Raw genomic sequence first — 22,164 nt, 5'->3', positions numbered from 1 at the left:
CTCAGGATGAGGCTAAGCGGCACCGAGCCCGTTGAAACTGCTGCCACACACTGGGACCTCATCTTGAGGGTCCGCCGATGGCGGGCGTCTCGAAGGATGGCCACAGAGAAAGCGCTCCCATATGCGATAGCCCTGCCGTTGCGCGGGAAGGTCAGGGAGGGGGGTGCCACACCGGGGCTCTCTCGTAGGCCCGACAACACCGCGCGCTGCCCCTTAACGACGACCCCGGTTCCCGCCCCTACCAGGCATTTGGCTGTCGCCTCTCCCTGCCCAACGCGCTAGGTTTGCAGGGAAAATGAGACCGGGCGTCCTCGCGCCCAGGGAGAGAGCCCCCGACCCATGCTGCACGATTGGGGCGTGATCGCCGCCGCCTTCGGCTATATCGGCTTCCTGTTCCTGGTGGCGAGCCATGGCGACCGCCGCTCGCCGGCCGGCCGCGGTCGTGCCTCCGGGCTGATCTATCCGCTGTCGCTGGCGATCTACTGCACCTCCTGGACCTTCTTCGGTTCGGTCGGCTTCGCCACCCGCACCTCGACCGACTTCCTTGCCATCTATGTCGGCCCGATCCTGATGATCGGGCTCGGCGCGGGCGTCTTGCGCCGCGTGATCCAGCTGGCGAAAGCCCACAACATCACCTCGATCGCCGATTTCATCGGGGCCCGCTACGGCAAGAGCCAGGCGGTGGCGGCCACCGTCGCGCTGATCGCCATCATCGGCTCGGTCCCCTACATCGCGCTCCAGCTCAAGGCGGTGGCATCCTCGCTGGAGACCATCCTGAGCGAGGACCAGGCCTTCTCCCATATCCCGATCGTCGGCGACATGGCGCTGATGGTGACGCTGACGATGGCGGCCTTTGCGGTGCTGTTCGGTACGCGGCAGACCGATGCCACCGAGCACCAGCACGGCCTGATGCTGGCGGTCGCGACCGAATCCATCATCAAGCTGGTCGCCTTCCTCGCCGCCGGCATCTTCGTCACCTTCTGGATGTTCTCGCCGCATGAGCTGATCGAGCGCGCCATGAAGACGCCGGAGGCGGTGCGCGCCATCAACTATTCGCCATCCATCGGCAACTTCCTCACCATGACGCTGCTGTCGCTCTGCGCGATCATGCTGCTGCCGCGCCAGTTCCACGTCAGTGTGGTCGAGAACTCCAGCGATGCCGAGGTCGGCCGCGCGCGCTGGCTGTTCCCGCTCTACCTCATCGCCATCAACCTGTTCGTGATCCCGATCGCGCTCGCCGGCCTCGTCAGCTTTCCGTTCGGCGCGGCCGACCCCGACATGTACGTGCTGGCGTTGCCGATGGAGGGCGGTGCGGATCTGCTCAGCGTCGCCATCTTCGTCGGCGGCCTGTCGGCGGCAACGGCGATGGTGATCGTCGAATGCGTCGCGCTCTCCATCATGGTCTCGAACGACCTCGTGGTGCCCCTGGTGCTGCAACGACGGCCTGAGGGGCGCACCGGGGGCGCAGATTTCAGCGACTTCCTGCTGCGCTCGCGGCGGCTCGCGATCTTCGCCATCATGGTGATGGCTTATTTCTACTACCGCGCGCTCGGCAATACCCAGCTCGCGGCGATCGGCCTGCTCTCCTTTGCCGCCATCGCCCAGCTCTCGCCGAGCTTCTTCGGCGGACTGCTGTGGCGGCGCGCGACCGCGCGTGGCGCGATCGGCGGCATGCTGGTCGGCTTCGCGGTGTGGCTCTACACGCTGTTCATGCCGAGCTTCATGGACACCTCGACCACGGGAATCCTGCTGCTCCAGCATGGACCGTTCGGCATCGAGGCGTTGCGGCCGCAGGCGCTGTTCGGCGCCGATCTGCCGCCGCTGATGCACGGCGTCATCTGGTCGCTGTCCCTCAACATCCTGACCTATGTGCTGCTGTCGCTGGCGCACCGGCCGTCTTCGATCGAGCTGGTACAGGCCGATTTGTTCGTGCCCAACACGCTCGCGCCGATCTCCCCGGGCTTCCGCCGCTGGCGCACCACCGTCACAGTGCAGGACATCCAGACCACCGTCGCGCAATATCTCGGACCCGACCGCGCGCGGCAGTCCTTCGAGGCCTTCTCTGCGCGGCGCAATGTCCGGCTGGAGTCCGGGGCTCCCGCTGATTTCGAGCTGTTGCAGCACGCCGAGCACCTAATCGCCTCCTCGATCGGCGCGGCCTCCTCGCGCCTTGTGATGTCGCTGCTGCTGCGCAAGCGCACGGTCTCGGCCAAGGCCGCACTCAAGCTGCTCGACGATTCGCACGCGGCCCTGCATTTCAACCGCGAGATCCTGCAGACCGCCCTCAACCACGTTCGCCAGGGCATCGCGGTGTTCGACGCCGACCTGCAGTTGATCTGCTCCAACCGCCAGTTCGGCGATCTCCTCAATGTTCCCCCGCATTTCATTCAGTTCGGCACGCCCTTGCGTGAGATCCTGGAATTCATGGGCGTGAGCGAGCCGGATGACGCGGTCGAGCGGGAGGCCATGCTGGAGCGTCGGCTCGCAGCTTACACCACCGACAGCGAGCCTTATCTCGAGCGCCTGCCCGACCGCCACATGGTGATCGAGATTTTGACCAACCGCATGCCCGGCGGCGGCTTCGTCATTACCTTCACCGACGTCACGCCGACGTTCGAGGCGGCCGAAGCACTGGAGCGCGCCAACGCGACCCTGGAAAAGCGCGTGCGCGACCGCACCGAGGAACTGACACGGCTGAACTCCGAGCTGGCCCTGGCCAAGAGCACGGCGGAAGACGCCAGCATCTCCAAGACGCGCTTCCTCGCCGCCGCCAGCCACGACATTCTCCAGCCGCTGAACGCGGCGCGGCTCTATGTCACCAGCCTGGTCGAGCGCCAGCACAGCGGCGAGGAGACTCGGCTGGTCGAGAACATCGACGAATCGCTGCAGGCGATCGAAGAGATCCTCGGTGCGCTGCTCGATATCTCCCGCCTCGACGCCGGCGCGATGACGACATCGATCTCGAGCTTCAAGATGGCCGACCTGATGCGCTCGCTGGAGATCGAGTTCGCCCCGATCGCGCGCGCCAAGAGCCTGGAGCTCGCCTTCGTGCCCTGCTCGCTGCCGGTCGAGTCGGATCGGCTCCTGCTGCGCCGGCTGCTGCAGAACCTGATCTCCAACGCGATCAAATACACCCCGCGGGGCCGCGTGCTGGTCGGCTGCCGCCGGCAAGGCCCTTCGCTCAAGATCTGCGTCTACGACACCGGCGTCGGCATCCCGCCGGTCAAGCGCGGCGAGATCTTCAAGGAATTCCACCGCCTGGAGCAGGGCGCGCGGATCGCGCGCGGGCTCGGGCTCGGCCTCTCGATCGTCGAACGCCTGGCGCGCGTGCTCAAGCACGGCATCGCCATCGACGGCAACAAGAGCGGCGGCTCGGTGTTCTCCGTGACGGTGCCGACCGCCAAGGCGATCACCCATACCGCCGCCGTGACCAGCGCGACGCCGCTGGCGCGCACGCCGATCTCGGGCGCCCTGATCGTCTGCATCGAGAACGATGCGGCGATCCTCGACGGCATGCGCACGCTGCTGAAGGCCTGGGACGCCGAGGTGATCGCGGTCGCCGATCCCGAAGCTGCGATCGCCGCAATCGAAACCGCCGGAAGACGCGTCACCGGCCTCCTGGTCGACTATCATCTCGACCGCGGCAACGGCATCGCCGCGATCCGCGACATTCGCCGCCGCTTCGGCGATACCATCCCCGCGATCCTGATCACCGCCGACCGCAGCCCCGCCGTGCAAGCGGCTGCACGCGACGAGAAGGTCGCGGTGCTCAACAAGCCGGTCAAGCCGGCATCGCTCCGCGCCCTCCTTGGCCAATGGCGCACGCAACAGATGGTGGCCGCGGAGTGAGAGGCGCTGCCGAAGGCCAGCCGGCGTTCGCAACTCGGGTAGGAAACGGCCCCCCAGCCGCCGGTCGCGGCATCAGCCTGTCGGCGTGCCCTGCTTCCACTGGCCGCCGGCAATCTTCGCGGCGGCGATCACCGCCTGGGTGCGGCTTTCGACGCCGAGCTTTTGCAGGATCGCCGAGACGTGCGCCTTGATGGTCGCCTCGGACACGCCGAGCTCATAGGCGATCTGCTTGTTGAGCAAGCCCTCCGACAGCATCATCAGAACCCGGACCTGCTGCGGCGTCAGCGTCACCAGGCGGTCGCGCAGGCGCGTCATGTCGGGGTCGGCGGCCGCCGACAGATCGGTGTCGCCGGGAACCCAGACGTCGCCTTCCATCACCTTGAGGATGGCGTCGCGCAAGGTCTCGACGCCGAAACGCTTCGGAATGAAGCCGGAGGCGCCGAAATCGAGCGAGCGGCGGATCGTGGCGCTGTCGTCGGAAGCCGAAACAATCACTACCGGGATCGCCGGATATTGCGCGCGCAGGTAGATCAGGCCGGAAAAGCCTGAAATCCCGGGCATCGAGAGGTCGAGCAAGATCAAGTCGACGTCCGAGGTTTGTTCCAGGAGCTTGGTCAGATCCTCGAACGATCCGGCCTCGTCGATTTTGGCCGTGGTCAGCACGCCGGCCACCGCCTGCCGCAGCGCGTCGCGGAACAACGGGTGGTCATCGGCGATGACGAGATGGGTCGAGGCAGCGTTCATCGTTCTCTTGCTGGCAATCGCACCGGGCCAGTAAGCCGGCGCGGGGCCTTGGTCAATTCTTTCTCGACCAGCGGTGGCATGCAAGTGGACATTATCCCTTTGCGGCAACGGGGTTAATCCACGGGTCGGCACTATGTTGCCGGGTGCAAGGTCCGCGGCGTCAGCTGCACGTCAGTGCGCAAGGCCGAAAGTCGTATTGGGGCGGGTTTCACGCCGATGTTACCTTGCGGGCAAGACCTGGGTTGATCCGGCATGTCCGGACATCTGGGGCGCGAGGAAACGCATTTCGGGGAGCGACTCAACATGTCCACAATGGCTGTATCTCAAGCAGGCGCGGGAGGGATGACGAAGGACGAACGGTTCGTCATTCTTGCTTCCTCGCTCGGTACCGTCTTCGAGTGGTACGATTTCTACCTCTATGGTTCGCTGGCCGGCATCATCGGCGCCCAGTTCTTCTCGGCCTATCCGCCGGCTACCCGCGACATCTTCGCGCTGCTCGCGTTCGCAGCCGGCTTCCTGGTGCGTCCGTTCGGCGCGATCGTGTTCGGCCGGGTCGGCGACATTGTCGGCCGCAAATACACCTTCCTCGTCACCATCCTGATCATGGGTCTGTCGACCTTCATCGTCGGCCTGCTGCCGAACGCGGCCACCATCGGCATCGCGGCTCCGATCATCCTGATCGCGTTGCGCCTCGCCCAGGGCCTGGCGCTCGGCGGCGAATATGGCGGTGCGGCGACCTATGTCGCGGAGCACGCTCCGAACGGCAAGCGCGGCTACTACACCTCCTTCATTCAAACCACCGCGACGCTCGGCTTGTTCCTGTCGCTGCTGGTGATCCTGTTCACCCGTTCCGCGCTCGGCGAAGCCGACTTCGCGGCGTGGGGCTGGCGCATTCCGTTCCTGGTCTCGGTGCTGCTGCTCGGCATCTCGGTCTGGATCCGGCTTCGCCTCAATGAATCCCCGATCTTCCAGAAGATGAAGGACGAGGGGAAGAGCTCGAAGGCGCCGCTGACGGAAGCCTTCGGCAATTGGCAGAACGGCAAACTCGTGCTGCTCGCGCTGCTCGGCGGCGTGATGGGCCAGGGCGTGGTCTGGTACACCGGCCAGTTCTACGCGCTGTTCTTCCTGCAATCGATCCTGAAGGTCGACGGTTACACCGCCAACCTGCTGATCGCCTGGTCGCTGCTGCTCGGCACCGGCTTCTTCATCGTGTTCGGCGTGCTGTCCGACAAGATCGGCCGCAAGCCGATCATTCTCGGCGGCTGCCTGATCGCGGCACTGACTTTCTTCCCGATCTTCAAGATGATCACGACCAACGCCAACCCGGCGCTGGAAAAGGCGATCGAAACGGTCAAGGTCGACGTGGTGGCCGATCCCGCAGGTTGCGGCGATTTGTTCAACCCGGTCGGCACCCGCGTCTTCACCTCGCCTTGCGACACCGCACGTGCCTACCTGTCGCAGTCGTCGGTCAAGTACTCGACCACGCCGGGCGCAGCCGGCTCCGGCGTGAAGGTGGTGGTCAACGGCAAGGACGTCGCCTACACCAACGCGAAGGATAGCAATCCTGCCGTCCTCGCCGCCGTGCAGGCAGCCGGATATCCGAAGCCCGGCGATGCGGGCATCGTGAAGATGGCGCATCCGTTCGACATCTTCCGTCCGCAGGTGGCCGCGGTCGTCGGACTGCTGTTCGTCCTGGTGCTCTTCGTCACCATGGTGTACGGCCCGATCGCCGCGATGCTGGTCGAACTGTTCCCGACCCGCATCCGCTACACCTCGATGTCGCTGCCCTACCACATCGGCAACGGATGGTTCGGTGGCCTGCTGCCGGCGACTGCCTTCGCCATCGTGGCCTCGACCGGCGACATCTATGCCGGCCTCTGGTATCCGGTCATCTTCGCATCGATTACCGTCGTGATCGGCTTCTTCCTCCTGCCCGAGACCAAGGACGTCGACATCAAGGCGACCTGATCGACAAGCACCGATCTCAACCACACGAACCGGCCGCGGCTTCCCGCGGCCGGTTTTGTTTATGGGAGCTTTTTGTTTCGACGCGTTTTCTTGACGCGAACCGGCGCCCACTTCGCTCGAAAAAGCCCTATTGATTGCTGCCGATGAATTGCAGCACCACCTCGCGCCGGTGCGGGCGCTTGCGATGCTCGATCAGATAGATCGCCTGCCAGGTGCCGAGTGCAAGCCTCCCGTTCAGGACCGGGACCTGAAGCGAGGCCCCGGTCAACATCGTCTTGACGTGGGCCGGCATGTCGTCCGGCCCTTCGGTATCGTGGGTCCATCCGGCATTCTCCGGCGCGAGCCGGGACAGCGCGGTCGTGAGGTCGACGAGGACGGAAGGATCGGCGTTCTCCTGAATCGTCAGCGACGCTGAGGTATGGCGGATGAACAGCGTCAACGCGCCCTCGCGCCCGTGAGCCTCGGCGACGAATTTTGCGGCTTCGCTGGTGAGATCAGTGAAGCCGCGACCCGGCGTCTGCACGGTGAGCAACGACGAAGCGATCGTGGTGGCTTGCACGGAGGATGCTGGCGAGCGTGTGACGGATTTAGCTGACGTCATGAAAGGTCTCGACTGATCGAACACTGCCCGTGCGTGGGCAAAGCGAAACGTGCCCACGTCTTTTTTCGTCGTTCTGGAGACATGGTGGGCACGGCGTAAGAACGCCTTTGCCCATCCTGCGGCACCTCAACCCATGGAGGGACCGTCAAATCTTGCCCGAGACGTCCTTCTGAACGCGGTTGGCCATGTCGATCAGCCGCCGCCAGGCCTTTTCCAGAAACGACATCACGCGATCGACGTCCTGATCGCTCGGCAGCGGGATCTCGATCTTGCGCTCGCCCTCGGCGGACTTGCGCTCGGCCGACTTGGGTTCGGCTTTCGTCAAGGGGTCGGATTTCGGCAGCGCCTCGTCGATCTTGCCCGGTACCGTCGGCGCCGCCGCGAGCTGCCCCTTCAGCCTCTCGACCTCGGCCTGGAGCCTGCCGATCTCGGCGTCGAGCGCCGTTCGTTCGTCCGGCACCGCGTAGCAGGCCCAGCCGGCGCCGTTCCTGGTGCAGGTCGACACCGTGCCGGTCCGGGTGTCGAGCCGCAGCACGCCCTCGGGCATCGGCGTCATGCTGTAGCGACCGTTTTCGCTGTCCGGCGCAGATTGCGCCGCCTCGAGGCCGCCGCTGAGCGCCGTCGCCGCGGCCAATGCCGCCGCTGCAAGCCAGAATGTTGTGGATGATTTCACGGGTCTCATCGCGCTCTCCGCCACGACGTGCAGGTGGCAATCTGGCAAATTCTACACCCCGGTGAGACGATCCGCCGCCCAAAACGCACACCCGACATCAACGATCGCGGCAGCGTCTTCGATCCCGGAAGCGTCGCGAAAGGGCAGCCGCGTTCGCGGATCATGAAGCGATCTGCTGCGGTGCGGCGTCACGCTGTGTGCAGCGCTGCCGTGCGCGCCAATAACATCATATAAATCAGACACATAATCGAAAGCGACACGATCGTGACTTGGCTTGACTTGATTATGGGCCATCAGTATGGTCCGCGCGGCTTTTGAGGGTGGCGGGCGTAATTTCCATTCAGCCGCGGCGTTTCGGGTCTTCGTTGCATGGCACAGGGCACGGGACACGGCGAGAATGGAGGTCGCGATAGATCGCCCGAGGAAGCTGCGCTTTCCGAACGGCTCGGAAATCTTGATCAGCGGTTGTCCGAATTTCGCGGCCGCCACGTCAAGACCGAGCAACCCGCAGGTGACGGTGAAGACAGAGCGGCCAGAGCCTCGGCGATGGCGCTTGGTTTCCGGTTATCGTCGGAGTTGGTCGCCGGGGTCGTTGTCGGAGCGGGGATTGGCTGGGGGTTCGACCGCTTACTGTCGACGTCGCCTTTCGGGTTTATCGTGTTCCTGCTGCTGGGCTTCGTCGCCGGCGTGGTGAATGTGGTGAGAACGGCGGGCGCGGGTCAAAACAGGCGCGGTGGTTCGTAAGCTGTCCCACCAGAACAGGAATGATCGTGCCGGCTTCGCCGGTACGGGCCGGCCCGGCCGGCAGACCGAGACCCGCCGGCATTGCCCGGCAGACCAAGAGATGCCGCGCTGATGAAAATCGACCCGATCCACCAGTTCAACATCGAGCCTCTCTTCACCCTGGGCCATATCGGCAATCATACGATCGCCTTCACCAATTCGTCGCTGTACATGCTGGTGGCGGTCGCGATCATCTCGCTCCTGATGCTTGCCAGCGGCACGCAGCTGGTCCCCGGGCGCCTCCAATCGGTCGCCGAGATCTCCTACGAGTTCGTCGCCTCGACCATCCGCTCGACCGCCGGCTCGGAAGGCATGAAGTTCTTCCCGCTGATCTTCTCGCTGTTCATGTTCATCTGCGTCTCGAACCTGGTCGGCATCATCCCCTACACCTTCACGATCTCGAGTCATCTGATCGTGACGGCAGCGCTTGCGCTCCTGGTCTTCTTCACCGTCCTGATCTACGGCGTCGCCAAGAACGGCCTGAAGTTCTTCTCGATCTTCGTGCCGCACGGGGTCCCAGGCTACATCCTGCCGCTGGTGATGTTCATCGAGATCCTGTCGTTCTTCCTGCGGCCGGTCTCCCACAGCGTCCGTCTGTTCGCCAACATGCTGGCCGGCCACATCGCGCTGAAGGTGTTCGCGGGCTTCGTCGCCATGCTCGGCTTCTCGCTCGGCGCCCTCGGCTGGGTCGGCGGCGTGCTGCCGCTGGCCCTCACGGTTGCGCTGTACGCGCTCGAGATTCTGGTCGCGTTCCTGCAAGCCTATGTGTTTGCGATCCTGACCTGCATCTACCTCAACGACGCCATTCATCCGGGACACTGAGCGGTCCGGGGAATTTCCACCCACAACCCAATCTTTCCTCCAAGGAGTCTAAAATGGATCCGGCAGCAGCAAAACTTATCGGCGCGGGCATCGCATGCATCGGCATGGGCGGCGCGGGCGTCGGCGTCGGCGTGATCTTCGGCAACTACCTCGCCGCAGCCGTTCGCAACCCCTCGGCAGCTCAGGGCCAGTTCGGCAATTTGATCTTCGGCTTCGCCGTGACCGAAGCGCTCGGCATTTTCTCGCTGCTGATCGCGCTGCTGCTGCTGTTCGTTCCGCTCTGAGGACGACGTTTTTCGCGCCGTTCCATCCCGATGGGGCGGCGCGTGTGACAGCAACAGGAGAACTCCGTGGCTGAAAGTCATGGCGGCGCAAAAGGTCCGGCGGCGGGCGCTCACACCGAGGCTGACGGTGGTCACCACGGTGGCGGGTTTCCGCCGTTCGAGAGCAGCAACTACGCTTCACAGCTGGTGTCGCTCGCGATCTTCTTCGTCCTGCTTTACGTGATCGTGTCCAAGCTCGCGCTGCCGAAGGTCGGCGGTGCGATCGAAGCACGTCAGAACAAGATCGAGGGAGACCTCGCCGAGGCGCAGAAGCTGAAGGACCAGTCCGAAGCTGCGCTGAAGGCCTATGAAACCGAGCTCGCTTCGGCGCGCACGCGTGCACAGGCGATCGGCAATGAATCCCGCGACAAGGCGAATGCGCAGGCGGAAGCCGAACGCAAGACGCTGGAAGAGCAATTGGCGGCCAAGCTCGCCGGGGCGGAAAAGACCATCGCCTCGACCCGCACCACCGCCATGAGCAACGTCCGCGGCATCGCGGCCGATGCGGCAGGCCAGATCGTGCAGCAGCTCACCGGCATCGTTCCGGATGCTGCGTCGGTCGGTGCTGCCGTCGACGCATCCTTGAAGGGTTAGTTCGAGATGTTCTTCGATCCTGAAACCTGGGTCGCCATCGCCTTCGTGATCCTGATGGTCGTGTTCGGCTATCTCGGGGTCTTCAAGTCGGCGATGACCGCGCTCGATCACCGCGCCGCCCGCATCAAGGCGGAGCTCGACGACGCAACGCGCCTCAAGCAGGAAGCGGCCAAGGTGCTCGCCGACTACAAGGCGCGCAGTGCCACTGCCGAGCGCGAAGCTGCCGACATCATCGCCAATGCCAAGGCCGAAGCCGAGCGCATCGCCGCCGACGCCAAGGCGAAGATGGAAGACTTCGTCGCCCGCCGGACCAAGACCGCGGAGAGCAAGATCGCGCTCGCCGAGGCCCAGGCGCTGGCCGATGTCCGCGCCGCAGCCGCGGAAGCCGCCGTCCAGGCCGCCTCCACGATCCTGTCGCAGTCGGTCAAGGGCCCGGTCGCCGACGATCTGCTCGCCAAGGGCATCACCGAAGTCAGGCAGAAGCTGAACTGAGCGGTTTCGCCTTCACCAATCAAAGGCCGGCGCGATGAGCGCCGGCTTTTTTGTTGGCCTGGAAGACTCTCGTGTCCCGGACGCGGCGCGGCATGAAATGACGCGCCGCTATGCGCTGCGCCGCGTCCGGGGCGCGAGCCTGCTACTTCTTCTTCCCTCGTCCCTTCGGCTCGGGCGAGAGCGCCTGCGGATCGAAGCCGACATAGAAGATGTAGGAATCGGCGGTCGCAGCTGACGGCACCGGATAGGACATATCCTCCACGACGAAGGTGAAGGGCACACTGCCGCCCTCGGTCATATCGACCATGGTCCGGTAGGCCTTCGAGGCAATCACCTTCTCGCCAACGCCGCCCTGCACGACGGCGATGCGCAGGGGCACCTCGACGGAGGCGGGCGCACCGGCCGGGCCGGCGATGACGCGGCCCTGGATGCCGATCCGCGCCGTGATGCCAGCGCTGCTGCGCGAACATTCGCGCGCCATCTTGGTGATCGAAGCCTGGAAGCGGATTTCATTGCCAACGGCCGGCTTGCCGCTCGCCCCAACCGCGTAGGTCGAAGCTCCCGCGCGCACCGTCACCTGCGGGCAATCGAGGTCGTCTTCGGCCGGCTGACCGGGCGCAGGCGCCGGCTTGGGCTCGGCCGGCGCGTCGGACTTGCCGCCGAACAGGCTCTTGAAGCGGTCGGTGAATGACTGCGCCGCGGCCGGCGAAACCGCTGCGAACGAGACCGACAATGCCACCGCGATCACCGGCATCCGCCGCAGCACATTCCACGATGACCGAAGCTGCTTCCCCATCAAAGCCCGTACTCCATGACAAAATTCCCGGCCGATCGCCGGCAGGCCCGCGGGTTATATCGTCAAAATCGGCGAACCCAAGGCAGCAAACGAAGCGGGACCAAAGAGACTTTGGTCACATGAACGAATGGGGCTCAGCCGCGGAAATCCTCGTGCAAGAGGCCGAACAGCAAATGGTCCTGCCAGATTCCGTTGATGCAGAGATAGCGGCGCGCCAGCCCCTCGCGGGAGAAGCCGCATTTCTCCAACACCCGGATCGACGGCGCATTGGTCGGGATGCAGGCCGCCTCGACGCGGTGCAGGTTGAGCTCGCCGAACAGCGTCGGCAGGAGGACCCGCAGCGCAGCCGTCATGTAGCCGCGATGGGCATGGGATTGCCCGACCCAATAGCCGATGGTGCCGGCCTGCACGATACCGCGCCGCACATTGGCCAGCGTGATGCCGCCGACCATGGCGCCGTCGAGCTCGCGGAAGACCAGAAAGGGATAGGAACGGTCCGCGGCGATGTCCTCGGAATAGCGGCGCAGACGGCGGCGGAAACCGGAGCGGGTGAGATCGTCCGACGGCCAGATCGGCTCCCAGGGCGTCAGGTAGTCGCGGCTGGACTCACGCAGATGCGCCCATTGCAGGAAATCGGACATCTGCGGCGCGCGCAACAACAGCCCGTTGCCGCGCGGCGCGAGGGCGGCGGGTCCACTGGACGGCAGGCGAAACAGGGCCATGGTGATGCTTCCCGGGGGCAGATCAGCCTGCGCGCGGCTCCTAATGCAACCGCGCCTTGGCGCGTGCCCGGGTCAATCCTTCCGCAAAAGACACCGCCGTGTCCAGACCCCTGCCACTGCCCAATGCGACAACCGCAGGGCGGCTCCGCGAAAGCAGCGCACGCGCCGCGTCCCGGGTCGATTCGACGCTGACGGCATCGATCCGGCCAACCAGTTCCTCGACGGTCTGCGGCCGCCCATAGGCCAGCACATGACGGGCGAGCTGCTCGGCGCGGGACGAGCAGCTTTCCAGCGCCATCAGCAGACCCGCCTTCATCTGTGCCTTGGCCCGCGCGATCTCGGCCTCGGTCAGGGTCTCCACCGAATCATTCATGATGTCGACCACGACCTCCATCATCTCCGGCGCATCGGCCGGATCGGTGCCGGTGTAGAGCCCGAAGAAGCCGGTGTCGGTATAGGGCGCGTGGAACGTGTAGATCGAGTAGCAGAGGCCGCGCTTCTCGCGCACCTCCTGGAACAGCCGCGACGACATTCCGCCGCCGAGGATGTTGGTGAAGACCTGAAGCGAGAACAGCGACAGATCGCTCTGCGGCACGCCTTCCAGCGCCAGCGTCAGATGCGCTTGCTCGAGCTCGCGATGCACCACCTTCGCGCCGCCCTTGCCGAACTGCGCGGTTTGCGGCTTCGGGCCGGGCGTCCCCTCGAAACTCGCAAAGCGCTTCTCGGCCTCGGCGACCACCTGCTTATGATCGACCGCGCCAGCCGCAGCCACGACCATGTCGGGCCCGCGATAATGCGTCGAGAGATAGTCGCGCAGCATGTCGCGGTTGAAGGCGCGTAGCGTCTTCGCCGTGCCGAGCAGCGAGCGGCCCATCGGCTGGTCGGGATAGCAGAGCTCGTTGAGATGCTCGAAGACGACGTCGTCCGGCGTATCCTGCGCGGCACCGATCTCCTGCACGATGACGTTCTTCTCGCGCTCCAGCTCGTCGGGCTCGAAGGCGGGATTGGCGAGGATGTCGGCGAGCACGTCGAGCGCCAGCGGCACGTCGGCCTTCAGCACCCGCGCATAATAAGACGTGGTCTCGGTCGAGGTGCCGGCGTTGAGGTCGCCGCCCACCGCTTCGATCTCCTCGACGATCTCGCGCGAGGAGCGCTTGGTCGTGCCCTTGAACGCCATGTGCTCGAGCAGATGCGAAATGCCATGCTCGTTCGGCTTCTCGTCGCGCCCACCGACGCCGGCCCAGACGCCGAGCGCCGCAGTCTCGAGGTGAGGCATCTTGTCGGTGACGACGGTCAGGCCGGAGGCAAGCTTGGAAATCTCGACACTCATCCGGCAACTCCCTGCTTTGCGGCGCGGCTGACCGACAGCACGAACCGCTCGATCTCGGCCAGGTCGTTCTTCACCACCTTCATGTGTTCGGATTTGGTCATCAATCCGTCGAGCCAGGCCGGCAATTGCGGCCGCTGGCCGCAGGCCGCCTCGACTGCGTCGGGGAATTTGGCCGGATGGGCGGTCGAGAGCACGATGCTCGGCACCCTGGTGTCGGTGGTGTCGCGGTCGGCGACAGCAAGCGCTACCGCGGTATGGGGATCGACCAGTTCGCCTGCCTCGCGCCAGCCGGCACGGATCGCAGCCGCGGTCTCGGTCTCGTCGGCGCGCCCGGCGTCGAACTCCTCGCGGATTGCGGCCAGCGTCGCATCGGGCAGCACGAAACGTCCTGACTGCTTCAGCGAATCCATCAGACGGCGCACGCCCGCCGCATCGCGCCGGCCGGCCTCGAACAGCAGCCGCTCGAAATTCGAGGAGATCTGGATGTCCATCGACGGCGACGCGGTCGCGTGCACCTCGCGTACCTCATAGATCCCCGTCTTCAGCGTGCGCGCCAGGATGTCGTTGACGTTGGCGGCGATGCGCAGGGTCCGCACCGGAAGACCCATGCGCTTGGCCACATAGCCGGCAAAGATGTCGCCGAAATTGCCGGTCGGCACGACGAAGTCCACCGCGCGCGCCGGTGCGCCGACGGCAACGGCAGAGGTGAAATAGTAGACGACCTGGGCGACGATGCGCGCCCAATTGATGGAATTGACGCCGGACAGCGAGGTCGCATCGCGGAAGCGATGGTTGTTGAACATTCCCTTCACGAGCGCCTGGCAGTCGTCGAAATTGCCCTCGACCGCGAGCGCATGGACATTGGCCGCGCCCGTCGAAGTCATCATCCGCCGCTGCACCTCCGAGATGCGGCCGTGCGGGAACAGCACGATGAGGTCCACGTTCGCGAGGCCGGCGAAGGCCTCGACCGCGGCGCCGCCGGTATCGCCTGACGTCGCGACCACGATGGTGGTGCGCTGGCCGCGCTTGGCGAGCACGTGGTCCATCAGCCGCGAGATCAGCTGCATTGCCACGTCCTTGAAGGCGAGCGTCGGGCCGTGGAACAGCTCCAGCACGAACTGGTTCGGCGAGATCTGGCGCAGCGGCACCACCGCCGGATGGCGGAAGGTCGCATAGGCTTCGTTTGCCATGCGGCCGAGTTCGGCGTCGGTGATCTCACCGCCCGCGAAGGGACGAATCACCTCGACCGCGACCTCCCAATAGGGACGGCCGAAGAAGCCGGCGATGGTCTCGGCGGAGAGCTGCGGCCAGGTGGTCGGCACATACAGGCCGCCGTCCCGGGCGAGCCCGGTCAGCATCACGTCGCAGAAGCCGAGTTCGGGGGCCTCGCCCCGGGTCGAGATATAACGAGTCAAACTGCCCTCCAAAGGCAGGCCGAGCCGAAGCGCGATCCGTAAGCCTTTGATTTCACGAAATTACTTATTAACAGCCAGAGGCTTTGGGCCACCATAAAGTGTTTTGTGGCATCGGGAAACCGCTTCCCTCCTGCACATCTGCCCAGCAAAAAAGGGCTGCGGTGGCGCCGCAGCCCTCTCTTGGAAGGTCTGTCGTTGATGTGTGCAGACCGGTTTGCCTCTTTCGGGCCGCCGCCCGTTGAACTTTGTCAGCCAAAGCTTTCGTCGCCCGTCACGAAATCGTCAAGGGCGAAAACAACAGAAGCAAGACAATGTTCCTGTTTTTCCCGAAGAGCCCGTGCTCTTTTGGGCTCGTTCTCGCGGATCCGCTCCGCCGATTGCCGTTTTGTCCCGATCCGTGCGGTGCCGGCGGCGTCAATCCATCCCGATTTCCACCGCGATCCTGATCAGGTCGGAATGGTTCTTGGCCCCTAACTTCTGCTTGAGCAGAGACGTGGTGTTGGCGACCGTCTTGTAGGAGATGCCGAGCGCCTCCGCGACCTCGACGATCTTGTCACCGCGTCCGAGCAGGCGGAGAATTTCGAGCTCCCGCGGCGTCATCTGCGAAGCCGGGTTGGCCTTGATCGCCGCGCCTGAGAACGTCACAGCTTCCGCGAGCTGCGGTGAGATGAAATTGTCGCCTGCGACCACCTTGCGCACCGCTTTCAGCAGGATTCTGGGATCGTCGCCTTTGGAGACATAGCCCTGCGCCCCGAGCTCGACTGCCCGCACCACGAAAGCCGGATCGTCGTTCATGCTGAACATGATGATCTTGGCCTCGGGATCGTCCTTGCGGATGCGCCGCATCAGCTCGAAGCCGGAGACATCGGGCAGGCTGATGTCGATCACGGTGACGTCGGGCCGCTTGCTGACATAGGCGCGATGCCCGGATTTGGCGTCCGTCGCCTCGTCGATACGGATTGAATGGTCCGAAGCGAACAGGGTGCGGCAACCGGACAGCACCACGGGATGGTCGTCGACGATCAGGACCCGGGTCCCCGGCTTGGCGGTATCTTGCATTCGCGCACTCGCTTTCTTTGACTCATAAACCGGCGGGAACAAATGGAAAGAGCAAATCCCGCCGATGCGCGTTAGAATTGACCTAATGTGGCAACGACTCTCGTTCAGAACCCAACTGTTTCTTCCGCTCGGGGCGAGCTTCCTGGCGGCCCTGATCCTGGGCGGCATATTGCTGCAGGTATTTGCGACCGGTCAGCTGGCCGACGAGAACGAGCCGGCTCGACGTTCGACCAGGATCATCTCAGCCGCGCTCAACAACACACTGAGCGCCTCGGACAATCCGCAGAAGACGCTGGACGCCTTCGTCCAGTCGCTGGATACCTCCTCCGATATCCAATTCCGTCGCGTCGAAGAGGGTCCTTCTCCCACTCCAATCGACGACCCGCGCAACCTTAAGCTGGTGCCACGCTGGTTCATCAACCTCCTGACCATACCGGACATGGATGCTGCCTCTCCCGTCGTCATCGATGGCAAGCACGTCGGCGATCTCGTGTTCCTGCCGGACCTCTCGGCCGACCTGTTCGAGAAGTGGATCGGCTTCCTTGCGCTGGCCAGTTTGGTCACCATGCTGATGGTGCTCACCGGTACCATTGCGTATCTGTTTGCGGGATCGGCCCTACGCCCGCTGCAGAATCTCGGGCAAGGGCTTACGCGGATGCGGCGCGGCGACTACGCGACGCCAATCCCCGTCGGAGGGCCGCCTGAGATCCGGCAAAGCTGCGAGGAAGCGAATGCTCTGGCCGCAACGCTCGCACAATTGAGCCAGGACAATCGCGACCTGTTGCACCGCCTGGTATCGCTCCAGGACGACGAGCGGCGCGATCTCGCCCGCGAATTGCATGACGAACTCGGACCGCTGCTGTTCAGCATCCGCGCCGGTACGATCGCGCTGATCGACGCTTCGCCGCCGGTGGGACATCTCGGCAATTCGGCCGAGCAGGTGCTGCAATCGGTCGAGGCGCTCCAGCAGACCAACCGCCGCATCCTGGATCGGCTGCGGCCGCTCTACATCGAGGAGCTGGGCCTTGCGACCAGCGTGCAGACGCTGCTCCGGAACTTTCGCAAGCAGGCACCGCATATTGTCCTGACGGATACGATCGATCCGGATCTCGACGTGATCGACGGGCCGATGGCTCGGACCATCTATCGGGTCATCCAGGAGGCACTGACAAACGTGCTGCGCCACGCCCATGCCAGCAGCGCCCATGTCCAGGCGACCGTCAGCGGCGAGGCGCTCGTGATCGAGATTTCCGACGACGGCGGCGGCTTTCCCGCCGACAATATGTTCGGCCGTGGCCTGACCGGCATGCATGAGCGCGTCCGCGCGCTCAGCGGATCGCTGTCACTGCTGCGCGTGGATGAGCGAACCTATGTCCGCTGTCGCCTTCCGGCCCAACCGGCGCGCGAGGTGCCGGTCGGCGGCTGATCGCGCTCGGGATCGTTGTTCGAGCATAATCTTTTCGGAAAACCGCTTCGCACTTTTCCGGATCATGCTTTAGCAGGCACAGCAACCATCATGCGCGTTCTGTCGCGCCGGCTCGCAAAGTGTGCTGCGGATCTTGCCTTCCGGGCTGAAGCGAAACGACGCGCGAATGCGCAGCGCGCCGGCGACGGAATATTCGAGATCGACGCCATGGGGCACTGGGCCGATCTCCTCCAGCCCGAAACCCGCCAGGGAGAAGGTGTTGAGCCGCGGCTGCCAATAGGCCTTGAGCTCGCTCCGGCCGCGATAGCACTGCGCGCCGTTACAGGTGCATTCGACCTGGGCATCGTCCGCATAGAGGTCGAGCAACGTCGCAAGGTCACCCTTCCGGCAGGCGTCCACCCAGTCGACGACAATCCCCATCTGATCGAAATCGCTCACGCCGCAATCCTGTCTACCGCGGGAAAACCACCAGCGGCTTAGGACCACACTCGTGAATGTGCGCTGAATAATAAACCCCGGGCGATACCGGGTTCCCCTCGGGGACCCTGGAGGAGCTCAGCTCTGCCGCCGGCCTTTTGCCCACACGGCGAAGGCGATCAGCAGGGCGCCCGCCAGCGTGAACCAGGTGATGGCATATTGCAGGTGATCGTCCTTCAGGTGCACGTCGAGCGGCCCCGGGCGTGGAATGCCGTTTTCGGGCGCTGGCTGCTCGAGGTCGACATAGAACGGCGCAACCGCGCCCCAGCCGAGCGCGCCTGCGATTGCCAGATGATCGCGCACGAACCAGAGCCGCTTGCCGCGGTTCTCCGCCGGGGTCAGCCAGCCGGGCGGCTCGGGAAAGCGCAGATAACCGGTGAGCGCGACCGGCTGCCCGGTGACGAGCTTCTTCACCGCGCGATCCTCGACGCTGCGGTCCTGCATGGTGTTCTCGACGAAGCCCGCATCGATCACGACCGTCTCACCGCTGGCAAGCCGCGCCGGCAGGAACGCCCAGGTGCCCGGGCCGGAGGCGTCCTTGCGCACTGCCGAGCCGGAGGAATAGACCATCGCATCGGGCAGGGCTGCGTAGGTCGCGGTGAAGCTGACGCGTCGGAATTCATCGCGCGCGGGATTGAGTGCAGCCCATTGCGCCGGCGGCGGCAGCGCGATGGGCGCCTCGGCCAGACGCTCGGTGAGCGCCGCGATCAGTTCGTGCTTGGCCGTTCGCCGCTGCAATTGCCAAACGCCGAGCGCGACGAAGACGGCCGTCAGGAACAGCGTGAACAGCGCGAAGCCGGCCACGCGGGGCTTGCGCGCAGGCTCGTTCATTTCGCGCGGTCGACCAACCGGCCCGGCGCCGCCTTGTGGTGGAATTGCAGCGCGATCAGCAGCGACTTCATCGCACGCAGCGGCAAGAGCGTGGTGGCCAGGATCAGCGGCAACCATAGCACCGCATGCAGCCAGTACGGCGGCTGGTATTTCACCTCGACGATGAGTGCGGCCGCAACGACGATCCCACCGGCCAGCATGATGATGAAGATCGCCGGACCGTCGCCGGCATCGATGAAGGCGTAGTCGAGACCGCAGCGGTCGCAGGCGGGCGCGAGCGTCAGGAAGCCCGCGTAGAGCTTGCCCTGGCCGCAACGCGGGCATCGGCAGGCAAGTCCGCGGAGCGCGCTTTGCAGGACGGTGGTTTCAGGCTCGGGCTTGCCGGCGGTGTCGGTCATGATGGCGGACTCTATCACAGTTTTCGCCGAAGCTTCCGGCGGCCCAAAATCGAAAGGGCGGCCCTGCGGCCGCCCTTCCTGATTTCATCGTCGCGGCTCAGTGCGCGCCGTGGGCCATTGTCTCGGCGCCGTGTCCCCACACGTAGATGCAGAGGAACAGGAACAGCCAGACCACGTCGACGAAGTGCCAGTACCAGGCCGCGAACTCGAAGCCGAGATGCTGCTTCGGCGTGAAGTGGCCCGCGTAGGCGCGGATCAGGCACACCAGCAGGAAAATGGTGCCGACCAGCACATGGAAGCCGTGGAAGCCGGTCGCCATGAAGAAGGTAGCGCCATAGACGTTACCGCCGAACGAGAACGCCGCGTGGCTGTACTCATAGGCCTGCACGCAGGTGAAGAGCGCGCCGAGCATGACGGTGAGGATCAGGCCGTATTTCAGGCCCTGACGGTCGTTCTCGAGCAGCGCGTGGTGCGCCCAGGTCACTGTCGTGCCCGAGGTGAGCAGGATCAGCGTGTTGAGGAGCGGCAGATGCCACGGATCGAACGTCTCGATGCCGTGCGGCGGCCAGGTACCCGGCACGGCGCAGGCGCCAGCCGCGGTACCGAGGCCGCAGCCGAACACGGCGTCGCGGGTGGCGTGGACGGCGTCGGCCGGAAACAGCGCAGCGTTGAAATAGGCCCAGAACCAGGCGACGAAGAACATCACCTCGGAGGCGATGAACAGGATCATGCCGTAGCGGTGATGCAGCTGCACGACGCGGGTGTGGTCGCCCTTGTACTGGGCTTCCTTGATCACGTCGCCCCACCAGCTCGCCATGGTGTAGAGCACGCCCACGGTGCCGACACCGAACACGATCGGCGCGGCCGAGAACATGTGATGCATCCAGGAGATCGCGCCGACCGCCATGATGAAGGCCGAGAGCGAACCGACGGCCGGCCACGGAGAGGGATCGACCAGGTGATAGTCGTGATGCTTGGTGTGCGCCGTTGCCATTTGCGGTCTGTCTCCTCAATCCGGTGCCTTGTCAGGCACCCTCGTTTCCGACCCTTCCGAGCGCGAGCCCGACGATCAGAGATTTCCCTTGCGCTTGTCGTCTTCGCCCGATGCCAGCGGCTTCACCACCGGATCCTTCACCGGATAGAAGGTGTAGGACAGCGTGATCGTGTTCAGCCCGTCGTTCTCGTGGTCGCTGGCGATCGACGGATCGACGTAGAACACGACCGGCATCTCGCGCTTCTCGCCGGGCGCCATGGTCTGCTCGGTGAAGCAGAAGCAGTTGATCTTCTGGAAATACGAACCGACCGTCAGCGGCGCGACATTGTAGGCGGCCTGCCCGGCCGTGGTGCGCGCGGCCTGGTTGGTCACGGTATAGAAGACGGTCGTGACCTCTCCGATATTGACCTCGATCTCGTTCTGCTCCGGCTCGAACTTCCAGGGCAGGCCGGGCGCGACGTTGGAATCGAAGCGCACCGAGATCTTCCGCGCGATCGGGCCGGTGGCCGGCGCGGAGGTCGCCACCTGGGTCGTGCCGTTGAAGCCGGTGGCACGGCAGAACCAGTTGTAGAACGGTACCGCCGCGTAGGAGGCACCGACCATCAGCACGACCACGCCGCCGCAGATCGAGGCGACCAGCGCGTCGCGGCCAAGGCCCTTTAAAGGCCAACGCCCCTTGCTGGCCGTCCGGCTCTGATCCCGCGATATGGTCGACCGGTGATCCATGTTTCCTACATCGGCCGCACGAGAACGGCCGGTCCCTTGACCATGGTGACGGCGAAGAACAGCACCACGAGCACGCCCAGTGCCAAAGCGATGGCAATGGAGCGCTGACGACGGCTCTTCTTCTGCGCCTCGGTGAGGACGATTCCGTCTGTCTCAGGTTTGTCGGCCATCGCTGTGATCATGCGCCCCCAACCATAGGAGCCAGTGCCCGGAACACGACCTCGGCCAGCAGGGTGGCGAACAGCACGAACAGATAGAGGATCGAGAAGGCAAACAGCTTGCGGGTCGCGCGCAGCGATTGGCTGCGCTCACGGCGTACATAGACGTTGATCGCGAGCGCCAGCATGCCGGCCCCCAGGATCAGCGAGACGATACCGTAGACCGCGTCGAAATAACCGAGCGCCCAGGGCGCGGCGGCGACCGCGATCAGCACGATGGTGTAGAGCAGGATCTGCAGGCGCGTCGCATCGGGACCGGCGACGTTGGGCAGCATCGGAATGCCGGCGCGCGCATAATCGTCGGAGCGGAACAGCGCCAGCGCCCAGAAGTGCGGCGGCGTCCAGAAGAAGATGATGGCGAACAGCAGCAGCGGCTCGACGTCGACGGTGCCCGTCACGGCGGCCCAGGCCACCACCGGCGGCAGCGCGCCGGCGGCGCCGCCGATCACGATGTTCTGCGCGGTCCAGCGCTTCAGGCCCATCGTGTAGATCACGACGTAGAAGAAGATGGTGAAGGCGAGCAGCGCGCCCGCAATCCAGTTGACGAGGATGCCGAGCGTCATCACCGAGAAGAAGGAAAGCGTCATGCCGAACGCTATCGCCTCGGGTCGGGTGATGCGGCCGCGCGGAATCGGCCGGTTCTGCGTGCGCGACATCTTGGAGTCGATGTCGCCTTCGAGCGCCATGTTGAGCGCGCCGGAGGCGCCGGCGCCGACGGCGATGCAGAGCAGCGAGGTGAACGCGAGCACGGGGTGGAAGTGTCCCGGCGCCATCGCCATCCCGACCAGCGCGGTGAAGATCACCAGCGACATCACCCGCGGCTTCAACAGCGCGATATAGTCGCCGACCTCCGCCTCGGAGATGCGGGGACTGATGTCGAGGGCGTTGTGGTCGAGGACGGACACTAAATTCAACTCGCTTCG

At 64.8% G+C, this 22,164-nt stretch carries 24 protein-coding genes; 8 read left to right on the top strand and 16 right to left on the bottom strand.

Annotated elements, in window-relative coordinates:
• Window positions 1-339 precede the first annotated feature (339 nt).
• Window positions 340-3,849: a hybrid sensor histidine kinase/response regulator gene (locus IVB28_RS22085; RefSeq protein WP_247529007.1), complete on the top strand. Its 3,510-nt coding sequence runs from the start codon at window positions 340-342 to the stop codon at window positions 3,847-3,849.
• A 72-nt stretch (window positions 3,850-3,921) separates the two neighbouring features.
• On the opposite strand, the gene IVB28_RS22080 is transcribed toward IVB28_RS22085, so the two are convergent.
• Window positions 3,922-4,593: a response regulator transcription factor gene (locus tag IVB28_RS22080; RefSeq protein WP_247529006.1), complete on the bottom strand. Its 672-nt coding sequence runs from the start codon at window positions 4,591-4,593 to the stop codon at window positions 3,922-3,924.
• A 342-nt stretch (window positions 4,594-4,935) separates the two neighbouring features.
• Between IVB28_RS22080 and IVB28_RS22075 the strand changes: the two genes are divergently transcribed.
• The gene (locus IVB28_RS22075; protein WP_247529005.1) at window positions 4,936-6,561 is read left to right on the top strand and encodes an MFS transporter; all 1,626 of its coding nucleotides are present in this window, start codon (window positions 4,936-4,938) and stop codon (window positions 6,559-6,561) included.
• Window positions 6,562-6,688: 127 nt separating this feature from the next.
• On the opposite strand, the gene IVB28_RS22070 is transcribed toward IVB28_RS22075, so the two are convergent.
• The 3 genes from IVB28_RS22070 to IVB28_RS22060 form a co-directional block, all read right to left on the bottom strand.
• Window positions 6,689-7,162 carry a secondary thiamine-phosphate synthase enzyme YjbQ gene (locus IVB28_RS22070; RefSeq protein WP_247529004.1) on the bottom strand — a complete coding sequence of 158 codons (474 nt, stop codon included), beginning with the start codon at window positions 7,160-7,162 and terminating at the stop codon, window positions 6,689-6,691.
• Window positions 7,163-7,307: 145 nt separating this feature from the next.
• Window positions 7,308-7,844, bottom strand: coding sequence for a hypothetical protein (locus IVB28_RS22065; protein ID WP_247529003.1), 537 nt, complete (start codon window positions 7,842-7,844; stop codon window positions 7,308-7,310).
• 42 nt (window positions 7,845-7,886) lie between these two features.
• Window positions 7,887-8,129 (bottom strand): hypothetical protein, encoded by a 243-nt coding sequence (locus tag IVB28_RS22060; protein ID WP_247529002.1) that lies wholly within the window; start codon window positions 8,127-8,129, stop codon window positions 7,887-7,889.
• Window positions 8,130-8,204: 75 nt separating this feature from the next.
• On the opposite strand from IVB28_RS22060, the gene IVB28_RS22055 reads away from it, so the two are divergent.
• From IVB28_RS22055 to IVB28_RS22035, 5 genes are all read left to right on the top strand, one after another.
• The gene (locus tag IVB28_RS22055; protein WP_247529000.1) at window positions 8,205-8,579 is read left to right on the top strand and encodes an AtpZ/AtpI family protein; all 375 of its coding nucleotides are present in this window, start codon (window positions 8,205-8,207) and stop codon (window positions 8,577-8,579) included.
• 111 nt (window positions 8,580-8,690) lie between these two features.
• A complete protein-coding gene (locus IVB28_RS22050; protein WP_247528999.1) occupies window positions 8,691-9,440 on the top strand; it encodes a F0F1 ATP synthase subunit A in 750 nt (249 codons plus the stop codon).
• Between the two features lie 53 nt (window positions 9,441-9,493).
• Entirely contained in the window at window positions 9,494-9,724 is a 231-nt protein-coding gene (locus IVB28_RS22045) for a F0F1 ATP synthase subunit C (protein ID WP_007599451.1), read from the top strand.
• A 66-nt stretch (window positions 9,725-9,790) separates the two neighbouring features.
• On the top strand, window positions 9,791-10,357 hold the full coding sequence (locus tag IVB28_RS22040; RefSeq protein ID WP_247528997.1) for a F0F1 ATP synthase subunit B': 567 nt from the start codon (window positions 9,791-9,793) through the stop codon (window positions 10,355-10,357).
• 6 nt (window positions 10,358-10,363) lie between these two features.
• A complete protein-coding gene (locus IVB28_RS22035) occupies window positions 10,364-10,849 on the top strand; it encodes an ATP F0F1 synthase subunit B (RefSeq protein ID WP_247528996.1) in 486 nt (161 codons plus the stop codon).
• 142 nt (window positions 10,850-10,991) lie between these two features.
• Here IVB28_RS22035 and IVB28_RS22030 read toward each other — a convergent pair whose 3' ends face one another.
• From IVB28_RS22030 to IVB28_RS22010, 5 genes are all read right to left on the bottom strand, one after another.
• Entirely contained in the window at window positions 10,992-11,645 is a 654-nt protein-coding gene (locus tag IVB28_RS22030; RefSeq protein ID WP_247528995.1) for a hypothetical protein, read from the bottom strand.
• A gap of 134 nt (window positions 11,646-11,779) precedes the next feature.
• The gene (locus IVB28_RS22025) at window positions 11,780-12,367 is read right to left on the bottom strand and encodes a GNAT family protein (RefSeq protein WP_247528994.1); all 588 of its coding nucleotides are present in this window, start codon (window positions 12,365-12,367) and stop codon (window positions 11,780-11,782) included.
• A gap of 40 nt (window positions 12,368-12,407) precedes the next feature.
• Window positions 12,408-13,697, bottom strand: a complete 1,290-nt coding sequence (locus tag IVB28_RS22020; RefSeq protein WP_247528993.1) for a pitrilysin family protein — start codon at window positions 13,695-13,697, stop codon at window positions 12,408-12,410.
• Complete coding sequence (gene thrC / locus IVB28_RS22015; RefSeq protein WP_247528992.1) at window positions 13,694-15,112, bottom strand: threonine synthase; 1,419 nt, start codon at window positions 15,110-15,112, stop codon at window positions 13,694-13,696. The genes IVB28_RS22020 and thrC overlap by 4 nt, the downstream gene beginning before the upstream one ends.
• 414 nt (window positions 15,113-15,526) lie before the next feature.
• The gene (locus tag IVB28_RS22010) at window positions 15,527-16,171 is read right to left on the bottom strand and encodes a response regulator transcription factor (RefSeq protein WP_247528991.1); all 645 of its coding nucleotides are present in this window, start codon (window positions 16,169-16,171) and stop codon (window positions 15,527-15,529) included.
• 85 nt (window positions 16,172-16,256) lie between these two features.
• Here IVB28_RS22010 and IVB28_RS22005 point away from each other — a divergent pair, with 85 nt between their 5' ends.
• A complete protein-coding gene (locus IVB28_RS22005) occupies window positions 16,257-17,597 on the top strand; it encodes an ATP-binding protein (RefSeq protein ID WP_247528990.1) in 1,341 nt (446 codons plus the stop codon).
• Between the two features lie 69 nt (window positions 17,598-17,666).
• Here the strand turns inward: IVB28_RS22005 and IVB28_RS22000 are convergent, their stop codons facing one another.
• From IVB28_RS22000 to IVB28_RS21970, 7 genes are all read right to left on the bottom strand, one after another.
• Window positions 17,667-18,035, bottom strand: coding sequence for a nuclear transport factor 2 family protein (locus IVB28_RS22000; protein WP_247528989.1), 369 nt, complete (start codon window positions 18,033-18,035; stop codon window positions 17,667-17,669).
• Window positions 18,036-18,152: 117 nt separating this feature from the next.
• Window positions 18,153-18,905, bottom strand: a complete 753-nt coding sequence (locus tag IVB28_RS21995; protein WP_247528988.1) for an SURF1 family cytochrome oxidase biogenesis protein — start codon at window positions 18,903-18,905, stop codon at window positions 18,153-18,155.
• On the bottom strand, window positions 18,902-19,303 hold the full coding sequence (locus tag IVB28_RS21990) for a DUF983 domain-containing protein (RefSeq protein ID WP_247528987.1): 402 nt from the start codon (window positions 19,301-19,303) through the stop codon (window positions 18,902-18,904). The genes IVB28_RS21995 and IVB28_RS21990 overlap by 4 nt, the downstream gene beginning before the upstream one ends.
• A 97-nt stretch (window positions 19,304-19,400) precedes the next feature.
• Window positions 19,401-20,297 carry a cytochrome c oxidase subunit 3 gene (locus tag IVB28_RS21985; RefSeq protein WP_247528986.1) on the bottom strand — a complete coding sequence of 299 codons (897 nt, stop codon included), beginning with the start codon at window positions 20,295-20,297 and terminating at the stop codon, window positions 19,401-19,403.
• Window positions 20,298-20,372: 75 nt separating this feature from the next.
• A complete protein-coding gene (locus IVB28_RS21980; protein ID WP_247528985.1) occupies window positions 20,373-21,023 on the bottom strand; it encodes a cytochrome c oxidase assembly protein in 651 nt (216 codons plus the stop codon).
• Between the two features lie 5 nt (window positions 21,024-21,028).
• On the bottom strand, window positions 21,029-21,205 hold the full coding sequence (locus IVB28_RS21975) for a hypothetical protein (RefSeq protein ID WP_063197888.1): 177 nt from the start codon (window positions 21,203-21,205) through the stop codon (window positions 21,029-21,031).
• Complete coding sequence (locus IVB28_RS21970; protein ID WP_247528984.1) at window positions 21,202-22,146, bottom strand: heme o synthase; 945 nt, start codon at window positions 22,144-22,146, stop codon at window positions 21,202-21,204. Before IVB28_RS21970 ends, IVB28_RS21975 begins: the two co-directional genes overlap by 4 nt.
• Window positions 22,147-22,164 lie beyond the last annotated feature (18 nt).

This window comes from Bradyrhizobium sp. 199, assembly GCF_023073355.1.
Lineage (GTDB): Bacteria > Pseudomonadota > Alphaproteobacteria > Rhizobiales > Xanthobacteraceae > Bradyrhizobium.
Note: the sequence above shows the minus strand (reverse complement) of the source record. Positions and strands in the feature narration are given on the sequence as shown.

Bases quoted from the DNA above. Each gene is read 5' to 3' on its own strand.
- IVB28_RS22060 (WP_247529002.1), bottom strand. From the start codon at position 8,129: ATGGCCCATAATCAAGTCAAGCCAAGTCACGATCGTGTCGCTTTCGAT.
- IVB28_RS22020 (WP_247528993.1), bottom strand. From the start codon at position 13,697: ATGAGTGTCGAGATTTCCAAGCTTGCCTCCGGCCTGACCGTCGTCACC.
- IVB28_RS22065 (WP_247529003.1), bottom strand. From the start codon at position 7,844: ATGAGACCCGTGAAATCATCCACAACATTCTGGCTTGCAGCGGCGGCA.
- IVB28_RS22035 (WP_247528996.1), top strand. From the start codon at position 10,364: ATGTTCTTCGATCCTGAAACCTGGGTCGCCATCGCCTTCGTGATCCTG.
- IVB28_RS21975 (WP_063197888.1), bottom strand. From the start codon at position 21,205: ATGATCACAGCGATGGCCGACAAACCTGAGACAGACGGAATCGTCCTC.
- IVB28_RS22005 (WP_247528990.1), top strand. From the start codon at position 16,257: ATGTGGCAACGACTCTCGTTCAGAACCCAACTGTTTCTTCCGCTCGGG.
- IVB28_RS22085 (WP_247529007.1), top strand. From the start codon at position 340: ATGCTGCACGATTGGGGCGTGATCGCCGCCGCCTTCGGCTATATCGGC.
- IVB28_RS21990 (WP_247528987.1), bottom strand. From the start codon at position 19,303: ATGACCGACACCGCCGGCAAGCCCGAGCCTGAAACCACCGTCCTGCAA.
- IVB28_RS21980 (WP_247528985.1), bottom strand. From the start codon at position 21,023: ATGGATCACCGGTCGACCATATCGCGGGATCAGAGCCGGACGGCCAGC.
- IVB28_RS22070 (WP_247529004.1), bottom strand. From the start codon at position 7,162: ATGACGTCAGCTAAATCCGTCACACGCTCGCCAGCATCCTCCGTGCAA.
- IVB28_RS22010 (WP_247528991.1), bottom strand. From the start codon at position 16,171: ATGCAAGATACCGCCAAGCCGGGGACCCGGGTCCTGATCGTCGACGAC.
- IVB28_RS22045 (WP_007599451.1), top strand. From the start codon at position 9,494: ATGGATCCGGCAGCAGCAAAACTTATCGGCGCGGGCATCGCATGCATC.
- IVB28_RS21985 (WP_247528986.1), bottom strand. From the start codon at position 20,297: ATGGCAACGGCGCACACCAAGCATCACGACTATCACCTGGTCGATCCC.
- IVB28_RS22050 (WP_247528999.1), top strand. From the start codon at position 8,691: ATGAAAATCGACCCGATCCACCAGTTCAACATCGAGCCTCTCTTCACC.
- IVB28_RS22075 (WP_247529005.1), top strand. From the start codon at position 4,936: ATGACGAAGGACGAACGGTTCGTCATTCTTGCTTCCTCGCTCGGTACC.
- IVB28_RS22055 (WP_247529000.1), top strand. From the start codon at position 8,205: ATGGCACAGGGCACGGGACACGGCGAGAATGGAGGTCGCGATAGATCG.
- IVB28_RS22080 (WP_247529006.1), bottom strand. From the start codon at position 4,593: ATGAACGCTGCCTCGACCCATCTCGTCATCGCCGATGACCACCCGTTG.
- IVB28_RS22025 (WP_247528994.1), bottom strand. From the start codon at position 12,367: ATGGCCCTGTTTCGCCTGCCGTCCAGTGGACCCGCCGCCCTCGCGCCG.
- IVB28_RS21995 (WP_247528988.1), bottom strand. From the start codon at position 18,905: ATGAACGAGCCTGCGCGCAAGCCCCGCGTGGCCGGCTTCGCGCTGTTC.
- IVB28_RS22030 (WP_247528995.1), bottom strand. From the start codon at position 11,645: ATGGGGAAGCAGCTTCGGTCATCGTGGAATGTGCTGCGGCGGATGCCG.